Here is a 15,853-nt window from a genome sequence, read left to right as displayed (position 1 = left end):
CCCTGGAAAGGAAAACACCATGAAACACCTGCTGATCGCCGCCTCCCTCGCGTTCTCCACTGGTTTGGCCTTCGCCGATGGCGATCTTAAGCCGCAACAAGGGGGTGTAATGGCCGAGACCCAGTCGGGTCATCGCGTCGAACTCGTTGCCGAAGCGGACCAGCTGGCCGTCTATCTGACCGACCATGGCGGCAAGCCGGTCGACAGCAAGGGTGCCAGCGGCGAAGTCACGCTGCTGGTTGGCTCGGCCAAGACTACCGCAGCCCTGGTGCCGGCTGGCGGTAACAAGCTGACGGCTAAGGCCAAGGCGGCTGCCGGTGCCAAGGCTATCGTCAAGGTGACGCTGCCCGGCAAGGCCGCCGAGCAGGTGCGCCTGACACTGAAATAAGGTGCCGACGGGATGGCGCTGAGGTTGCGTTAAGGCAAGGGGGGCAGAGCAGCCTTGTTTGGCGAAGAATTATGCTCTGCCTCTCGTGCCATTCGCTATCGTTAAGAAATAATATTAGTCCACTATCCGGTCAGCTTGCCCCATATTTGATCTGCATCAAAACACTCGACATTGGGCCGGCTATATTGAAAGTATCCATTTTCAGGTGTGTCGTTGTGCACAGATTCCGCAAACACCTCAGCCTGCTTTGTCGCCTTACTCTGGCGGTGTGGGTGTTTGCGTTTGTTCTGGGTGCGATCCATGGCTGCTTGAGCCTGCCCAGTGAAATGGGGAGGGCCGATCCTCTCGGTCTTGCCGTTACGCAGCATAACGTTCGTCCAGATACCACCCCGCATAACGAGGTGTGTGTACAGTCCTGTGCTCAGGCCAGTACCTCTCTGCCTCAATCAGGCAGCTTGCTTCCGTTTGACCTTGGCCATGCGGCAGTAGTGACTATTCTACCCATCATCCTGTTCCTCATCTCGCTACCTCTTACGCCAATCCTCATTGGCCAGCCCTTGCTCTTTCCTTCACAGCCCCCTGTTTTCCTGCAGTTTTTACGTCTCAACAATTAGCAGCGCCTGCTGACAGGACACTGGCGTATGCCGGTGCCTGCATCCATTTCCGATCCCAGCACTTATGGGATTGAGCATTGCCGTTCCTTTTTACGTCCCAAGGAGTCCCTCTATGAAACGGGTACTGACTTACGGCTACGCACTGGCCTTCGCCAGCGTCGCTACGATCGCCATGGCCAATGAAGCCCACCACGTTGATAAAGCCACACCCGCGACGACTGGTGTCCAATCGCAAGCCCCATCCGACAGCGCTGTCTCGGACCAACTGCACAAACTTGAAGCCGCAAAAGAACTGACACGTTCAGTCAACACTCCGGCCGAGCGTCAACAGGCGATGCAGGCGCAAATGCAGGCTATGACCGATGCGATGGCCATGATGAAGTCGATGCATGCAGGGATGGATTGCCCGGTTAAAGGCAAAGCCAAATCCAGCAAACCATCCAGCATGGACGATCGCATGAAGATGATGGACATGATGATGCAAATGATGCATCAGCAAACATCCATGATGTCGATGCCGATGGGCCCGATGGGTAGCGATGCCAAGGAGTAAGTGATGCAGCGTAGGCAATTTCTGACTGCCATTAGCCGTCTTGTAGTGATGGGGGCTGCTTCGACCAAGGTTTGGGCCGGAGCAATGTCCATGGGAGAGACCGCTGCCCCTGCCTCCTTATTACCGGTTGATGCCTTGCCGCGGGGACTACCTCTACGGGAGTTGGGCAAGCTCACCAACGAAAGCAAGACGCTAGGACTATTCCGGGCCACCTTGACGGCCGCGCCACTGAGAGCCGAATTGGTCGCAGGTCATGCCACTGAGTTTTGGACCTACAACGGTAGCCTGCCAGGGCCCCTGATTGAAGTATTTGAAGGGGATACCATCGAGATCACCTTTGTAAACCGACTCAAGCAACCTTCATCCATACACTGGCATGGCCTGCCGGTGCCGCCCGAGCAGGATGGTAATCCCCAGAATCCAGTACCCCCTGGAGGCAAACGGGTTTATCGCTTCACCTTACCGGATGGCTGCGCAGGCACTTACTGGTATCACCCTCACCCTCATACCTACACCGCCGAGCAGGCTTTCCGTGGGCTAGCAGGGCTTTTTATCGTGCGTGCCAGGCAAGACCCACTCAACGGAATCCCTGAGCGTTTGCTGGTGACTTCCGATCTCAAGCTTGATCAGCAGGGCAAGATTCCGGCAGACGATGCGGATGATTGGATGAATGGCCGTGAAGGGCAGTTTGTGCTGGTAAATGCCCAGCACATGCCGGTAGTGCGATTCGACACCGGGGGGCGGGAACGCTGGCGAATCTGGAATGCGTGCAGTGCACGCTACCTGCGCCTGACTCTGCCGGGTATCGGTTTCGCATTGGTGGGAACCGATGGCGGCTTGATCGAGCATCCCATCGCGGGTCTGCAGGAGTTTCTGGTGGTACCAGCCCAGCGTGCCGAACTTATCGTCGATGCGGGCACGCACCGTGATCGGGTCGATCTGACGGCGGCAGTCTACCCTCGCGGGAAAATGGGGGAAGTAGCGCCCGACAAGGCGCTCAGTCTGTTGACGGTGGATTTCTCCCCAGTCAGATCCACTATTCAGCCACCTTTGCCCCTGCAACTGTGTTCTATCGCAGATCTTGGGCCAGTAAAGGCACACAAAAGGGTCGTGTTCACTGAACAGATGTCGATGAAGGACGGCCGCCATCAAATGTCCTTCCTCGTCAACGGCAAGACCTATGACATGAAGCGGGTTGATCTGACTAGTCGGCGCAATGAAGTCGAGTTATGGGAAATCGTCAACCAAGCGGATATGGATCACCCCTTCCATCTGCATGGTACCCAATTCCAGGTCGTTGAACGGGAGATCCATGGTGTGGTGACGCCGGAGCCCTTCCGTGCTTGGCACGACACCGTGAACCTGAAGTCGGGGGAGACGGTACGGATCAAGGCTGTTCAGCGCTGGCGTGGTCTACGCATGTTCCACTGTCACATCCTTGAACACGAAGGGCTGGGAATGATGGGGCAGCTCAAAGTGGTATAGGGCGGTAAGGGGTTCACCGAGGCCATGTGCTCATATCGACTGTTTGGTATCTCAGTGTAAGGAGAGTGTCATGAATACGAATGCCCCCTGGAAAATTGGTGTCGCACTGGCTTCGACCATGGCGATCAGCTATGGCGTGTGCGCTGTACTGTATGCCTTGTGGCCGGATCGGGGTGTCGATTTTCTCAACGCACTGTTCCATGGCCTCGACTTCCACAAGCTGGATACTCCAGAGCCTTTTACCTTCGCGAAGTTCATGTACCCCCTCGTGGTGCTGGCGGTGTGGGGATTCATGGTCGGTACGGTGTTCGCATGGCTGCATGGCCTGTTGCAAGGTAATCGATACTAAATCTAGAAAGCATTGGCGACAACTTCCCCCATATCGCGGGGGCAAGGAGAAAGCACATGGCAACCGTTATTGATCCGGTCTGTGGCATGCAGACTGACACCACGACAGCACAAGCCAGCCAGGAGTACCAAGGTCGGAAATATTGGTTCTGTTCCACTCGGTGCCAGAAACAGTTCGCTGCAGCACCGAAGAGATACGTTGATCAGCCCGTATTGGTGGAAGTTCACGGTCAAACCACAGCTACAGCACACCACCACCACGTCACTACTGTGCCTACGCCGGCCAAGATGGTCGGCGGTGGTGACCGGGCCAAGGATCCAATCTGCGGCATGATGGTAGACAAGGCATCCGCCCTGAAAGCGGAGCGTGGTGGTCGAACCTATTATTTCTGCAGCGATAGCTGTCTGCGGACCTTCGAATCCCCCGAGACTGAATTGAAGGCGATGAAGGCGCGTGTCGCCATTGCCCTGACCGGGGTGTTGGCGCTCGCGATACTGCGTGCCGGAGCCTTCATTGCACTTGCCGCCGGCGCCACGCTGCTGACGTGGGCACCGATTCCGGCCTTGCCCTGGTTTACCTGGGGGATGTGGTTGTTCTTGTTGGTGACACCGGTGCAGTTCATCGGAGGGTGGGGGTTCTACAAGGGGGCGTGGAATGCTATTCGCACCCGCAACATCAACATGGATTTCCTGATCGCGCTAGGCACCTCAGTGGCCTACTTCTACAGCGTCGCCGTCCTGTTCTTCCCCGACGTGCTGCCGGTCAAGGTGGCGGAACGCGATGTGTACTTTGAAGTGTCGGCGGTCATCATCGCCTTCGTCTTGCTCGGCAAGTACATGGAAGAAATCATCAAGAAGAAGTCGTCTGCAGCGGTGCGGCGACTGCTAGACCTCAAGCCGGCCGCTGCTCACGTAATGCGCGATGGCCAAGAGGTCGAGATTCCCGCCGAGAGCATTATGGTGGGAGAGCTTGTTGTGGTGAAGCCGGGCGAGAAAATCCCGACCGACGGTGAGGTTACCGAAGGGGCGTCGACTGTTGATGAGTCGATGCTTACCGGCGAATCGATGCCGGTCGAAAAGAGGCCGGGCACATCGGTCATCGGCGGAACGCTCAACCGCAGCGGGGTGTTCACCTTCAAGGCGACCAAGATTGGCGCCGATACCGCGCTGGCCCAGATCATCAAGATGGTGGAAGAGGCGCAGGCGAGCACGGCGCAGGTCCAGCGGTTGGCCGACACCGTCACCGGCTATTTCGTGCCGGCCGTGGTAGCCGTGGCGTTGCTGGCGTTCGTCGGTTGGTGGTTGGCCGGCAACTTCCCGCAAGGGTTGCTGGCTTTCATCGCGGTCCTGATTATTTCCTGCCCATGTGCGCTGGGCGTGGCGACGCCAGCCGCGCTGATGGTGGGGGTAGGCAAGGGCGCCGATGGCGGCATCCTGATTCGGGGCGGCGAAGTGCTGGAGCGAGCCGAGAAGTTGAGCACGATCGTGTTTGATAAGACCGGCACGCTTACCCGCGGAGAACCTACTGTCACCGATGTGATCCCGTTCAAGGGCAATAGCGAGTCTTTAGTGCTGAGCATGGCGGGTGCCGTGGAAAGCGGGTCCGAGCATCCGCTGGGTGAGGCGATTGTTCGTGCTGCTCTGCACCGCGGCGGGGCTCTGCCAAAGGCAAGTGGCATCACCGCTATTGCTGGTCATGGCATCCAGGGAACCGTCGATGGCCAACTGGTTTTTCTAGGCAATCGCCGACTCGCTGCGCAACGGAACGTCCCGGTCGAGGAGGCGGAAGCAGCACTGACTCGCCTGGAGGCGGACGGCAAGACAGCCATGCTGGTTGGCATCGGGAACACCTTAATTGGTGTCATCGCAGTCGCGGACACTCTGAAACCGGAGGCCGTGGAAGTGGTCGCGGCACTGAAGGCTCGCAACATTAAGGTTGTGCTGCTCACCGGTGACAACCAGCGCACCGCCGATGCCATAGCCAAACAGATCGGCATCGATCGTGTCATTGCCGAGGTATTGCCGGACGACAAGGTGAACGTGATCCGCCAACTTCAGGGCGAGGGTGAGGTGGTTGCCATGGTCGGTGACGGGGTGAACGATGCGCCAGCGCTGGCTACTGCCGACATTGGCGTCGCTATCGGCTCCGGTTCGGACGTAGCCAAGGAAACCGGCGGCATCATCCTCATCAAGAACGACGTGCGTGATGTGATGGCCTCGATTCAGTTGTCCCGCGCCACGATGCGCAAGATCAAGCAGAACCTGTTCTGGGCCTTCATTTACAACAGCATCGGTATTCCTGTGGCGGCTTTGGGTTTCTTGAACCCGATTCTCGCGGCGGCAGCGATGGCGTTGAGCTCTTTGTCGGTAATTGTTAACTCGGCATTGCTCAAACGGGCGCAGATTGGACTCTAGTCTGGTGCTGATCACATCGTCGGGAGCAATCAATACAGGGAAGAGATAGCGATGAAACAACTGGCTTATGGGATGTGTGCCGTTATTGCTGTTGCTGTAGCGATCGGGATGTTTTATTTCTACGGCTTTTCGCTGCTCACGCTTGTTCTTGCGTTGGTGTTATTCAGTTGCCCGGTCGTCGTTTGGATGACTTTGCGCCTTGCTAAACGCAGCGAGGAAGAAATCGCCAGCGGAATGCGAAAAGGGCATGAAAGAAGAAATACGTGAAATTAACTTCTATCTCACTGCAGCAAGGGTTTTCGAATGATAGTAAGTTTGCCCTCCGCTTGTTGGCATATTTTGTTCGCAATCTTGCTCGATAAGGAAACATATCATGCAATGGTTATCGGAGAACGCGATTTGGCTGTTGTTGGCAGTCGGCCTAGTTTTTTTAATGCGACGTGGAGGGATGGGGTGTGGCATGGGGGGGCATAGGCATGGTGCTGGAGGTGGACACTCACATCAGGATGACTCCCCGCGTGACCCGGTGACTGGTCGGCCCGTTGACAAAGCCAAAGCGCTTATTTCGACATATCAAGGCCAGAAGTATTTATTCGAATCGGAGAGTTCGCGCACCGAATTCGAGAAGAACCCACAACAGTTTATACAAGGCCAAACTCATCGCCATGGCGGTGGCTGCTGTTGATTGGGCTCCCGAGGGAGCAATGCTGTCATTCCGAATGATCGATTGGAGTCATCGCAATGGAACCGATGCAGAAAAACGAACACGTGACACACCAGGACAGTGAGCATAGCCATTCCCGTGGACTACGAGGGAGTTGGGTCTTCTGGGGTTTTATTGCTGTTGCGGCCTTCTTCCTGCTTTCCGAACACCGGGCCCATTTGTTCGGTTGGCTGCCGTTCCTTCTGCTACTGGCTTGTCCCCTGATGCATCTTTTCATGCATGGTGGTCACGCTGGGCATGGAGAAGGTCACGATGTCAACAGCAACACTTCCCCGCGGGGAAACCAAGGAGATCGGAAATGAAAGACACGCCTGCCTATGGCTTGTGGTCGCTGGTCCTCATTAATTCTCTGGTCTTTATCATTTTCGCCTTCAGCTTCGCGAAGCCCCAGTCAAAGCGAGACTGGCGCTCCTTCAGCGCCTTCTCAGCGTTTATCGTGGCGCTGTTTGCCGAGATGTACGGTTTCCCGTTGACGATCTATTTATTGTCCGGCTGGCTAAGCAGCAAATTTCCAGACGTCAACTTCTTCGCCCACGATTCTGGTCACTTGCTCGAAGTCATGTTTGGCTGGAGATCCAATCCCCATTTTGGACCGTTCCACCTGTTGAGCTCTGCGTTCATCGGCGGTGGATTCTGGCTGCTCGCGGCCTCGTGGAGGGTTCTCTATGATGCACAACGCGCGCATCGCTTGGCCATGACCGGTCCCTATGTTCGGGTGCGGCATCCGCAGTACATCGGCTTTGTGCTGATCATGTTCGGCTTTCTGCTACAGTGGCCGACGCTGCTGACACTGGTAATGTTCCCGATTCTGGTGGTTATGTATGTTCGTCTTGCCTTCCGCGAGGAGCGCGAAGTCGCTGCCGAATTCGGAGAAGAATATGAGCATTATTGGCGGCATACTCCTCCGTTCTTCCCGAAGCTGAGTGCCCAAACGGTCGGGCCCCGAGGGGATGTGGAACGCAGGTAGTTCCCCCTCATGAAATCCGGGCTGAAGTCATGGGGAAGACGGCAAAGTCGCCTTGCCGCCAAATAGTGTTCCAGTGAGCGGGATGTGGAGAGGGGGAACGAGAGAGGAGGGGTGGTGCCGACATCATTCTCCTCTCGATTTGAGGGGCGATGGTTAGAAAAACTCCCGCCTTGGAACAGGCCGCCCGATCGACGGGCGGCCACCATGATTATGGGATTGCGCGGTACGTAATGCCGTTGGGGCCGGCCCCAACCTTATAGGTGGCGACGACGCGTTGGGTTTCCGTATCTATGGCGCTGACTGTTCCCGCCAAGGTATTGGTAATAAAGGCGGCGGCTCCATCGTTGCTCACGACGACACCGTGAGCGCCTGCTCCAGTCGTGACTGTTTCCAGTACCTTTTGACCTCCAGTTTCGATCACGGATACCGTATTATCCGGGTTGTTCTCTGTTCCTTGATTGGCGACATACACCTTGCTGCCGTTAGGGGTGGCATACACCTGGATCGGGTTACGCCCGACTGCGAGGCGGCCGACGATTTGGCGGGTCGATGTATCTATGACTGCGACTTGATTGTCATCTCGTAGCGACACATAGACACGTTTTCCATCCGGGGTGAAGGCCACCTGAACAGGAGCACGGCCGACTGGGATGCGCGTCACCTCTTTGAGGCCCGCAGTATCGATGACGGAGACGCTGCCATCTTTCACGTTGGCGACGTACAACTCGCGACCATCGGGGCTCGGTCTGAGGCCATGGGGAAAGGCTCCGGTGGAGACCTTGGCTACGATGCGCTTCCGGGCGATATCGACTACGGTAACCTGATTGTCTTCGGAACTAGTGATATAGGCCCGCTTCCCCTTCGGATCTGTTACCACGTGGGCGGGATGTTCGCCGGCGGGGAGCGTAGCCAATACCTTGCCAAATTGCCCGATATCAAGGATCAATAGTTTGCCCTCGCTGTCTTTGTGGGCAGCGCTGGCTATTGTTCCACCAGGCATTGCGGCCATGCCATTCATGTCATGCGCACCATGACTGGCTGCGGGGATTCCCACCGCCAGCAGCGTGTTGCCATCTGGGGCGATTTGCACATTGTGCGGTACGATCGGTACTTTTTTGCTACGCACCGTGCCATTGCCAAGCCTAATCTCACTGATCGATTTGTCATCTTCATTGGCACTGTAGACAAAGCCGTTCGGCAAATTGGCAGCATGCAACATGCTAGTGGCCAGAGCTAAAACAAGGGCGGTAAGCTTCAACTGATGTTTGGACATGACAAAATCCCTTCAAATCTAATATCGCGGAGAATCGCTGTGCCTTATACGGCAACAGATGTTGAGTAACGGCGAGAATCAGACTTGAATGGGGGGCTTATAAGGAGGAGGAAGGGAAATGCTTTGCATTACCGTCTCCCCTGTGGGCCATGGCCCAGATACGAGCAATGCAAGGATGGGAATATTCTTGTCGCTTGTCGCAATGGGTGTGCAATGCTGGAGACAGCCACCAGCAGCTGAGCATACGTCGACACTTGCTGACTGTTTGACGCAGTCCTCATGCATGGTTGCCATCTTGGAAGGGGCTGGCATGCTGCACGTCGTCATGGCATGTCCCCTAACCTGTCTAGCAGATAAGGCTGTCGTGCCGGTTGCAAGCATGGGCTGTAGCTGCAACAGGAGCAACAAGGAGAGGATGGCACGACGTAAGACTTGCATGAGTTAGAGTGTAGAAGCGTTGCCCCAAGTGCACTACCCTCATTTCTTGAAACCTTGATTTGTATCACTCCCATCCCGTCAGCATTGCAAGTCGTGGTCGTAAAATCATTGTCAATGGCCAATTGATATTTCTAAGCTACTCCATTAGTCTGAGCTCATTTGGTTTCTACATTCACCATCCATGCACGACTCACTTTCGCGACTTATTGACCATTGGAAGAATGACCCTAATGGCACCTACCAGACGTGGTTTTTGTGGGAAGAAAGGCTGAAGAATTTTCGGTCTATCCGTCGCGGCATTGGGCAGGTCGTCAAGGAAATACAAGCGGATCGGTTTGGCAATGCCTATCGGGGCTCGTCTCTGGAGACCGTTGTTCGGTCAGTAGCCGAACAACGGCAGATTTTTAAAGGGGCCGACCATGCATTCCTATGGAAGCCCAAACTACGTATTCCCGACATCTACGAGAATCCAGAAAATCAACGAGCCTTCGCGAGATTGCTCGATGCATGCGACTGCTGCACTACCGCAGAAGCCGTGCTTGATGCAATCCACGAGATTGACTCCAAAGGCATCAAGGGGCTGGGGCCTGCGGTTGCCAATCTGCTGTATTTCATCCACCCGACGCTGGTTTGCCCTTTCAATACGGCAATCGTGAAAGGCTACAACGCCGTCACAGGCGCAGGGGTGAAGCTAGGTCGTTGGGACCACTACCTTTCGATGCGAGAGGGCTTGCTAAGACTAAACCAACAGCATCGTAAAGTGCTCTCTAACGATCTAGGAGCTGTTGCCGGTCTTATGTTCGACGTTGGCAGCGGCCGTTACACTGCGCCGCCGCTTGTCGACGATGCTGCGGCTGAGCAGGCCTGGCTCGAAGATTTACACCGTGTGAGAAGCGAAGCGGCAACGCTGACACAGCAACTGGCTGCGGCTCGCAGCAACGACGTGACCCATACTAGAATGCAGGCATGGCTTCGCGACATGGGCCACGCCCTGGGATTTGACGTCTGGATTGCTGCCAATGATCGCACCCGCCGTTGCGATGATGGACTGCTGGCTGACGGTTGTCTGGATCAATTGCCGGGAGACCTTGCTGCGGTGGGAGACTCGGTGCGGCTGATTGATGTCATCTGGTTGGATAAACAAGCAAAATGTGCCGTCGCCGCCTTTGAGGTTGAGCATTCCACTTCAATTTACTCCGGCATCGTCCGGATGCTGGACTTGGCGCTTGGCACCCAGCCAGGGGTTGGTACCAAGTTATTTCTCGTTGCACCCGATGGACGCCAGGACGAGGTCAGGCAACAACTCACCCGGCCAGCGTTCTCGCGTGTATCCGAACTGGATATCCTCTATCTTCCGTACGGCGAGTTGGAGTGCCATCGTGAAGCCATTGTCCGTTTCGGTTCGGGACTGAAGCCCGTCATGGCGTTGGCTCAGCGACTGGGGGGGTGAGTCGAGAAAGAGAGAAATTTCCAAAGAGTGCCAACATATTTGTCACTGCGAAGCGTTCCTAACCCATGAGAGTGCAAACTTTCTCAGTATTTTAGGCTGCCGTATTTCTTTGATTTTTAATAAATTAGTAGTGCAGACATTTTTGTCACTCTTCAATGACTTGAGCAAATAAAGTCTGTCGGATCCGAATAAAGTTCGTCGGAGTCTGAGCAAAGAAAAGGGGCCGTTGGCCCCTTTTGCTTTTCAGGTTGGCTGCGCCTGCATCATACGGCTACGCGTGGTGAGTACGAATGATTCAGGGTCGGTTCGACTTGGTTTAGATGAAATAGTCATCTTCAAGCAGCAAGTCCTCGAAGAACGCACCGTATGGTTCCGAGGGATGGCGAATATGAATCTCCAGTACCCACAGCAGCCGTGACGGACTGAAATCCACATCCGCCAGCGCCCCCTCATAGACCGAAGCATGCGGAAAGTCGGCAATGCGGTGGCCCGAGAGGTCCAGATTCAGCTTCCAGCCCCGTTGTTCGGCCTGCTGACAGGCAAAGTTATAGAGCTCCTTGCCGGTTGCGCCCTGCTCAATCCAGTACTGGCGAACCGCATGGAAAATCTGTCGGGCATCATCGGCACAACGACGCATCCCGGGATTGCTGCCTGTGACAAACGTGTCGCCGCCATCGCCCTCCCACTGTTTCCAGACGGGGCCGATATCGATGAAGAAAATGTCATCGCTGCCAAGCACGATTCCTGGCTCCGACGGTGCTCCAAAGGTCTTGGTGGTATTCGGGCCGAAGCGGACGTAGACGTCGTGCCAGCCCCGTACCATATTGGCGTCGGCCAGCATGTCCTTGGCCATTTCCACCGCATCCTCTTCCAGCATACCGGGACGGATGGCCTGAGCGATTCGGTGAATGGCGTCTCTGGTCATCTGGCGCACCTTCAGTAACTGCTCGGCATCGAAGGCGGAGCCGCTTTTTTCCAGGTCGCTTTGCGTCGGGGTTACGGGTTGGGTTGATATCACGATGTTTCCTTTCGGTGTGGTTTTGGACAAAACGGGGGATTCAGAGCGGTCGATCCGGGATGGCGATGCGCAGCCCGTCCAGTGCCGGTGTCAGATGGATTTGGCAGGCCAGCCGGTCTGCTGGTCTGGGATCGCTCAATGCCGCCAATAGGCGTGTCTCGATCCGGTCCGGCGGTGGGAGGTGTGCGGACCAGGCCGCGTCGGTCTCGATGCGGCAGCTACCGCAGGATTTCTGGCCGCCACAAATGCCTTGCATCAAGCCCTCGGCGCGGAGCGCGGACATCAAGGAGGTTCCCGCCGCGACCTGGACTATTCGTTCGCTGCCGTCGGCAAGCTGCAGTTGTACCCGGAGGCGAGGAGAAGATCGGGCATCGTCGCGGATCGACACCGAAGGCTCGAACGCATCGGCATAGAAGCGGTCTGGGTCTAGCCCGCATTGCGTGATGAGTTTCTGCCGTGCACTGCTCACCATGATGGGCGAGCCACAGGCGTAGACGTTGGCCTTGGTCAGGTTGGGAAAATCGTCGGCGGCACCATCCTGGACAAAACCGCGACGCCCTTTCCAGCGTGTGTCCTGGGTATCAACGACCGGAACAAAGCGGAAATTCTGGTGGCGTCGAGCCAGGGCCTCGAAGTAAGCCGCGCAGTAAAAGTCGTTTGGTTGTCTTCCACCCCAGTAGAGGGTGATCGGTCCGCGGGTTTCTTGCGCCAGCCCCTCCTCGAGCAGGGCCGTCAACGGAGCGATACCGGTGCCGCCTCCCAGCAGGATGGTCATGTCCGCTGAAGACTGTAGGGGGCGCCAGGTGCAATCGCCATAAGGCCCGCTGATGGATAGCGTTCTCCCTAACACCTTGGCGTCGTTCAGGGCATCGACCAGCCATTGAGAAAACACGCCCTGTGGCTGCAGTCGAATGTGGAACTCCAGGGGGGCGCCCGCTTGCTGGCGGTGCGCCATCGAATAACAGCGTGTTGCCCCACAGGGCAAATGAATGGCGATGAATTGCCCTGCTTCGTAGCTCAATGCCGTTCCGTCGGGGATGCCCAATTGGAGCATCACGGCGTCGCTGCCGAGCCGTTCGATGTGGTGGATGGCGACGGTACGTTGCCCTGCGATCTGGCCAGGTGGTTTCAGTGAGGTCATGCGTTCAATAACTCATCGGGTCTGGGGATGAGCCAATGATCGCCATTACGTGGACCACAAAAAACATCCAGATTTATAATATTTACTGGTCCAGTTGGCTGGACGATTGCGGCTTTGTTTTGCTCATGAGGAGATCGATGCTTCGCCCTTGGGATTTGGCTATCCAGCTTCAGCACCAACACGGTACCGCTCTGCACCGCCAGATCGTGCAGGCCATCATCGAGGAAATACGGCGGGGCCGTTTGGCTCGGGGCGCTCCGATGCCGGGTACCCGCGAGTTGGCCGAACGGCTGAGCGTGAACCGGAAGACCGTCGTGCTGGCCTATGAGGAACTGGCCGCACAGGGGTGGCTGGAAGCACAGGCCCGTCGCGGCACCTTTGTGGCCGCGGAATTTCCGGTTGCTGAAAAGGGGCTGGACCCCGCGGCGTTGCTCCAGGGTGCCGATCCCGTCGGCTCTGGTTCTGAAGGCTCAATGCCGGTACTGGATACGGAATGGCATGGCGAGGCCAACGCCGGCGTGATCGACTTCAACGACGGCGTGCCGGACTCGCGGATGATCCCCTACGCGGCACTGGCACGCGCTTTCCGGCACGCGTTGATCAAAACCGCGCGCAACAATCAGCTCGGTTATGGTGATCCCCGGGGAGCGTTGGCGTTGCGACAATCCTTGGCCAGGATGTTGAACCTGGAGCGTGGCTTGGCGTGCAATGAAGACACGCTATGTTTGGTCCGGGGTAGCCAGATGGGCATCTATCTGGCGGCCCGGGTCTTGGTTCGCCCCGGGGATGCCGTTGCGTTCGAAGCCTTGAGCTATGCCCCGGCAAGGGAGGCATTCCGGGCCTGTGGGGCAACGCTTCTTGCCGTCGGTCAGGACCAATACGGGCTCATTCCGGACGAGCTGGAGCGGCTGTGTCGAACGCATCGGGTGCGGGCGGTCTACGTTACGCCCCATCACCAGTATCCGACCACGGTCATGATGCCGGCCGAGCGCCGCTTGCGACTGCTGGCCCTGGCGGAGCAGTTCGATTTTGCCATCGTCGAGGATGACTACGATCATGAATTCCACTTCGACCACCGTCCCATGTTGCCCATGGCTAGTATTGATCGCGGTGGCAAGGTCATCTATATCGGGTCAATGTCGAAGGGGCTCGCACCAGGATTGCGGGTGGGGTATGTTGCCGCCGCTCGGTCTATCGTCGATCGCTGTGCGGCTACGGTACGGCAGATCGATCGCCAAGGGAATGCGATTACCGAGCTGGCGGTAAACGAGTTGCTGGAGAGTGGCGAACTGAAGCGGCATTTGCGGCGAGCGCTCCGGGTTTATGCACAGCGGCGCGATGCGGCGGTTCAGGTCATTCGCAGCGAGTTGGAGGGTTTGGTGGAGTTCGATATTCCGCCAGGCGGCTTGGCACTGTGGTTGCGGTTGTGCAATGGGCAGGATGCCTCGTCGCTGACGGCGAGGGCGTTGGCACACCCTATCCGGCTGGTGCCGTCCGAGCAGTATGCTACCGACAGCGCCGCCGTGCCGGGAATCCGCATTGGTTACGCGAGCCTGGAGCCGGACAAGTTTGCTGCGGGGATCAGGAGTCTGAGGGCGGTTCTGATGTCGGGCTAGCGGGTATGCGATCGCCGTCCCATGCTCACCACTTCTCACTCTTTGCGGTTTGCTGGCGGCTTCTTCGCTTTTTGGCCATGCGGCCGAGAGGGCTTGGCCGTATCGGATTTGGCCACATCCGGCTATGCCGCGCCGATGTTGCACGGTATTTCGGCCTCTAGCTCATACCGGAGCGGACTCCATTACAGGTTCCAATTGCCCCCATGACGGATAACCCAGCTGGCGAAGCTCTTGGTGTCGTGCCAGATCAGGTTGCGGTGCTGGGCGATGTAGAGCTGCTTGGCGTAGAGGTTCGGCAACGGGCGTTCATACTGGTCGAACTGTAGCTGTCTGGTGTGGGATGAGTGCTGCAGTACGGTCTGATAGTGGTCGGTCCACGGCCAGACAATGTCGGGGAGGCCGTTCTTCAGGCGGAGCCCGAACAACTGCAGCGGCACGGTCAGGTCGATCAGACCGGCCAATGGTCTGGCGATGGCTTGGGCATCGAGGAATTTCTCGAACGGCAGGGCCAGCGACTCGGGCTGCTGACTGAGGGTGGCTTGCCCGATCACGACGGAGAAGGGCAGTCCGTTCTGGTCGCCATCGATGTAGCACGCGATGTGGCGACATTGGGTGAACAGTTCGGTAACGGCTAGTGTCATGCCGGGCCGAGTGGTCCGCTGCAGGGGGCTCAATGCCATGGCTTGGCTCCTTTCTGCTGCGCACCGGGCGTGGGGCGGCCTGACGTTTCGCCATATCATGGGCGCGCAGGGTCACCTGCGGTGGTGTTTCCGCAGGGAATGCGATGTTAGGATGCTTAGGATCGTAAGTTTGCAACGACAATATGCCTAGTTAATTAGGATATTGCAAGTAGAAGTCCTATTAAAATGAGTATTCAAGATCGGCTGAGAGAAGAACGCATGCGTCTTGGCCTCAAGCAAGCCGAGATGGCCGAGGCGGCCGGTGTGGGGTTCAGCACTTATCAAACCTACGAGCAAACCGGGCGTTTCCCCAATGCTGATACCCTTGCCAGCCTTTATTTGGTGGGGGTTGACGTTCAATACGTGGTGACTGGGAAGCGCAGCGTCGACCAGCTATCGGACGAGCAGCAGACCTTGCTCGCTCAATGGGGCAAGCTGGATGAGCGGGGCAGGGCGGTGGTCACGACAGTGATGCAGACCTACAACGAGCATGATGCCGGCGGAGAAAACTGAGTTTGACTGGTGGGCGCAATCGACGCCTGTCGCATCATGTAGCGTGCTCTCCCGCGACAGACGACATATCCCTCATTGATTTCCGTTTCCAGCATCTGGCCAGCGCAGATTTTGTACTAGCTCAAGCCAAGCTGTTTCCCTGGTAGGAATTGCTCTCAAGGGGCATTAGTATGCTTTTGTATTAATGCATGGAGGGTAAAGCTATGGCACGGCGCAAGGAATCCCTGCTC

General features: G+C 56.9%; 17 protein-coding genes. 12 read left to right on the top strand and 5 right to left on the bottom strand.

The features are described 5' to 3' along the window. The first annotated feature begins 19 nt into the window (after nucleotides 1-19). Nucleotides 20-388, top strand: coding sequence for a hypothetical protein (locus B9N72_RS04420; protein WP_085275218.1), 369 nt, complete (start codon nucleotides 20-22; stop codon nucleotides 386-388). A 122-nt stretch (nucleotides 389-510) separates the two neighbouring features. Here B9N72_RS04420 and B9N72_RS20605 read toward each other — a convergent pair whose 3' ends face one another. Continuing rightward, complete coding sequence (locus B9N72_RS20605; RefSeq protein WP_143477744.1) at nucleotides 511-756, bottom strand: hypothetical protein; 246 nt, start codon at nucleotides 754-756, stop codon at nucleotides 511-513. Between the two features lie 358 nt (nucleotides 757-1,114). On the opposite strand from B9N72_RS20605, the gene B9N72_RS04415 reads away from it, so the two are divergent. The 8 genes from B9N72_RS04415 (at nucleotide 1,115) to B9N72_RS04380 (ending at nucleotide 7,494) form a co-directional block, all read left to right on the top strand. Further along, a complete protein-coding gene (locus tag B9N72_RS04415) occupies nucleotides 1,115-1,555 on the top strand; it encodes a hypothetical protein (protein WP_085275217.1) in 441 nt (146 codons plus the stop codon). A gap of 3 nt (nucleotides 1,556-1,558) precedes the next feature. Continuing rightward, nucleotides 1,559-3,040 (top strand): multicopper oxidase family protein, encoded by a 1,482-nt coding sequence (locus B9N72_RS04410; protein ID WP_085275216.1) that lies wholly within the window; start codon nucleotides 1,559-1,561, stop codon nucleotides 3,038-3,040. 70 nt (nucleotides 3,041-3,110) lie between these two features. Continuing rightward, nucleotides 3,111-3,389, top strand: coding sequence for a DUF5676 family membrane protein (locus tag B9N72_RS04405; RefSeq protein ID WP_085275215.1), 279 nt, complete (start codon nucleotides 3,111-3,113; stop codon nucleotides 3,387-3,389). A 56-nt stretch (nucleotides 3,390-3,445) separates the two neighbouring features. Next, nucleotides 3,446-5,803 (top strand): heavy metal translocating P-type ATPase, encoded by a 2,358-nt coding sequence (locus B9N72_RS04400; RefSeq protein WP_085275214.1) that lies wholly within the window; start codon nucleotides 3,446-3,448, stop codon nucleotides 5,801-5,803. Nucleotides 5,804-5,854: 51 nt separating this feature from the next. Beyond that, nucleotides 5,855-6,070 (top strand): hypothetical protein, encoded by a 216-nt coding sequence (locus B9N72_RS04395; RefSeq protein WP_085275213.1) that lies wholly within the window; start codon nucleotides 5,855-5,857, stop codon nucleotides 6,068-6,070. 106 nt (nucleotides 6,071-6,176) lie between these two features. Continuing rightward, the gene (locus tag B9N72_RS21675) at nucleotides 6,177-6,488 is read left to right on the top strand and encodes a YHS domain-containing protein (RefSeq protein WP_085275212.1); all 312 of its coding nucleotides are present in this window, start codon (nucleotides 6,177-6,179) and stop codon (nucleotides 6,486-6,488) included. Nucleotides 6,489-6,544: 56 nt separating this feature from the next. Beyond that, nucleotides 6,545-6,829: a DUF2933 domain-containing protein gene (locus tag B9N72_RS04385; RefSeq protein ID WP_085275211.1), complete on the top strand. Its 285-nt coding sequence runs from the start codon at nucleotides 6,545-6,547 to the stop codon at nucleotides 6,827-6,829. Further along, nucleotides 6,826-7,494: a methyltransferase family protein gene (locus tag B9N72_RS04380; protein WP_085275210.1), complete on the top strand. Its 669-nt coding sequence runs from the start codon at nucleotides 6,826-6,828 to the stop codon at nucleotides 7,492-7,494. The genes B9N72_RS04385 and B9N72_RS04380 overlap by 4 nt, the downstream gene beginning before the upstream one ends. 208 nt (nucleotides 7,495-7,702) lie before the next feature. On the opposite strand, the gene B9N72_RS04375 is transcribed toward B9N72_RS04380, so the two are convergent. Further along, on the bottom strand, nucleotides 7,703-8,767 hold the full coding sequence (locus B9N72_RS04375; RefSeq protein WP_085275209.1) for a YncE family protein: 1,065 nt from the start codon (nucleotides 8,765-8,767) through the stop codon (nucleotides 7,703-7,705). A 619-nt stretch (nucleotides 8,768-9,386) separates the two neighbouring features. Between B9N72_RS04375 and B9N72_RS04370 the strand changes: the two genes are divergently transcribed. After that, entirely contained in the window at nucleotides 9,387-10,655 is a 1,269-nt protein-coding gene (locus tag B9N72_RS04370; RefSeq protein WP_085275208.1) for a type II restriction endonuclease, read from the top strand. A 316-nt stretch (nucleotides 10,656-10,971) separates the two neighbouring features. Here the strand turns inward: B9N72_RS04370 and B9N72_RS04365 are convergent, their stop codons facing one another. Both B9N72_RS04365 and B9N72_RS04360 read right to left on the bottom strand, forming a co-directional pair. Continuing rightward, complete coding sequence (locus B9N72_RS04365; protein ID WP_200810871.1) at nucleotides 10,972-11,673, bottom strand: M24 family metallopeptidase; 702 nt, start codon at nucleotides 11,671-11,673, stop codon at nucleotides 10,972-10,974. 40 nt (nucleotides 11,674-11,713) lie between these two features. Continuing rightward, nucleotides 11,714-12,814 carry an FAD-binding oxidoreductase gene (locus B9N72_RS04360; protein ID WP_085275207.1) on the bottom strand — a complete coding sequence of 367 codons (1,101 nt, stop codon included), beginning with the start codon at nucleotides 12,812-12,814 and terminating at the stop codon, nucleotides 11,714-11,716. 35 nt (nucleotides 12,815-12,849) lie between these two features. On the opposite strand from B9N72_RS04360, the gene pdxR reads away from it, so the two are divergent. Next, nucleotides 12,850-14,430, top strand: a complete 1,581-nt coding sequence (pdxR, locus tag B9N72_RS04355; RefSeq protein WP_200810870.1) for a MocR-like pyridoxine biosynthesis transcription factor PdxR — start codon at nucleotides 12,850-12,852, stop codon at nucleotides 14,428-14,430. Nucleotides 14,431-14,612: 182 nt separating this feature from the next. Here the strand turns inward: pdxR and B9N72_RS04350 are convergent, their stop codons facing one another. After that, a complete protein-coding gene (locus B9N72_RS04350; RefSeq protein WP_143477743.1) occupies nucleotides 14,613-15,110 on the bottom strand; it encodes a hypothetical protein in 498 nt (165 codons plus the stop codon). Between the two features lie 186 nt (nucleotides 15,111-15,296). Between B9N72_RS04350 and B9N72_RS04345 the strand changes: the two genes are divergently transcribed. Further along, complete coding sequence (locus B9N72_RS04345; RefSeq protein ID WP_085275205.1) at nucleotides 15,297-15,623, top strand: helix-turn-helix domain-containing protein; 327 nt, start codon at nucleotides 15,297-15,299, stop codon at nucleotides 15,621-15,623. Nucleotides 15,624-15,853 lie beyond the last annotated feature (230 nt).

The sequence above is a fragment of the Pseudogulbenkiania subflava DSM 22618 genome (assembly GCF_900177275.1).
GTDB classification, from domain to species: domain Bacteria; phylum Pseudomonadota; class Gammaproteobacteria; order Burkholderiales; family Chromobacteriaceae; genus Pseudogulbenkiania; species Pseudogulbenkiania subflava.
This window is presented reverse-complemented; position numbering and strand designations above follow the sequence as displayed.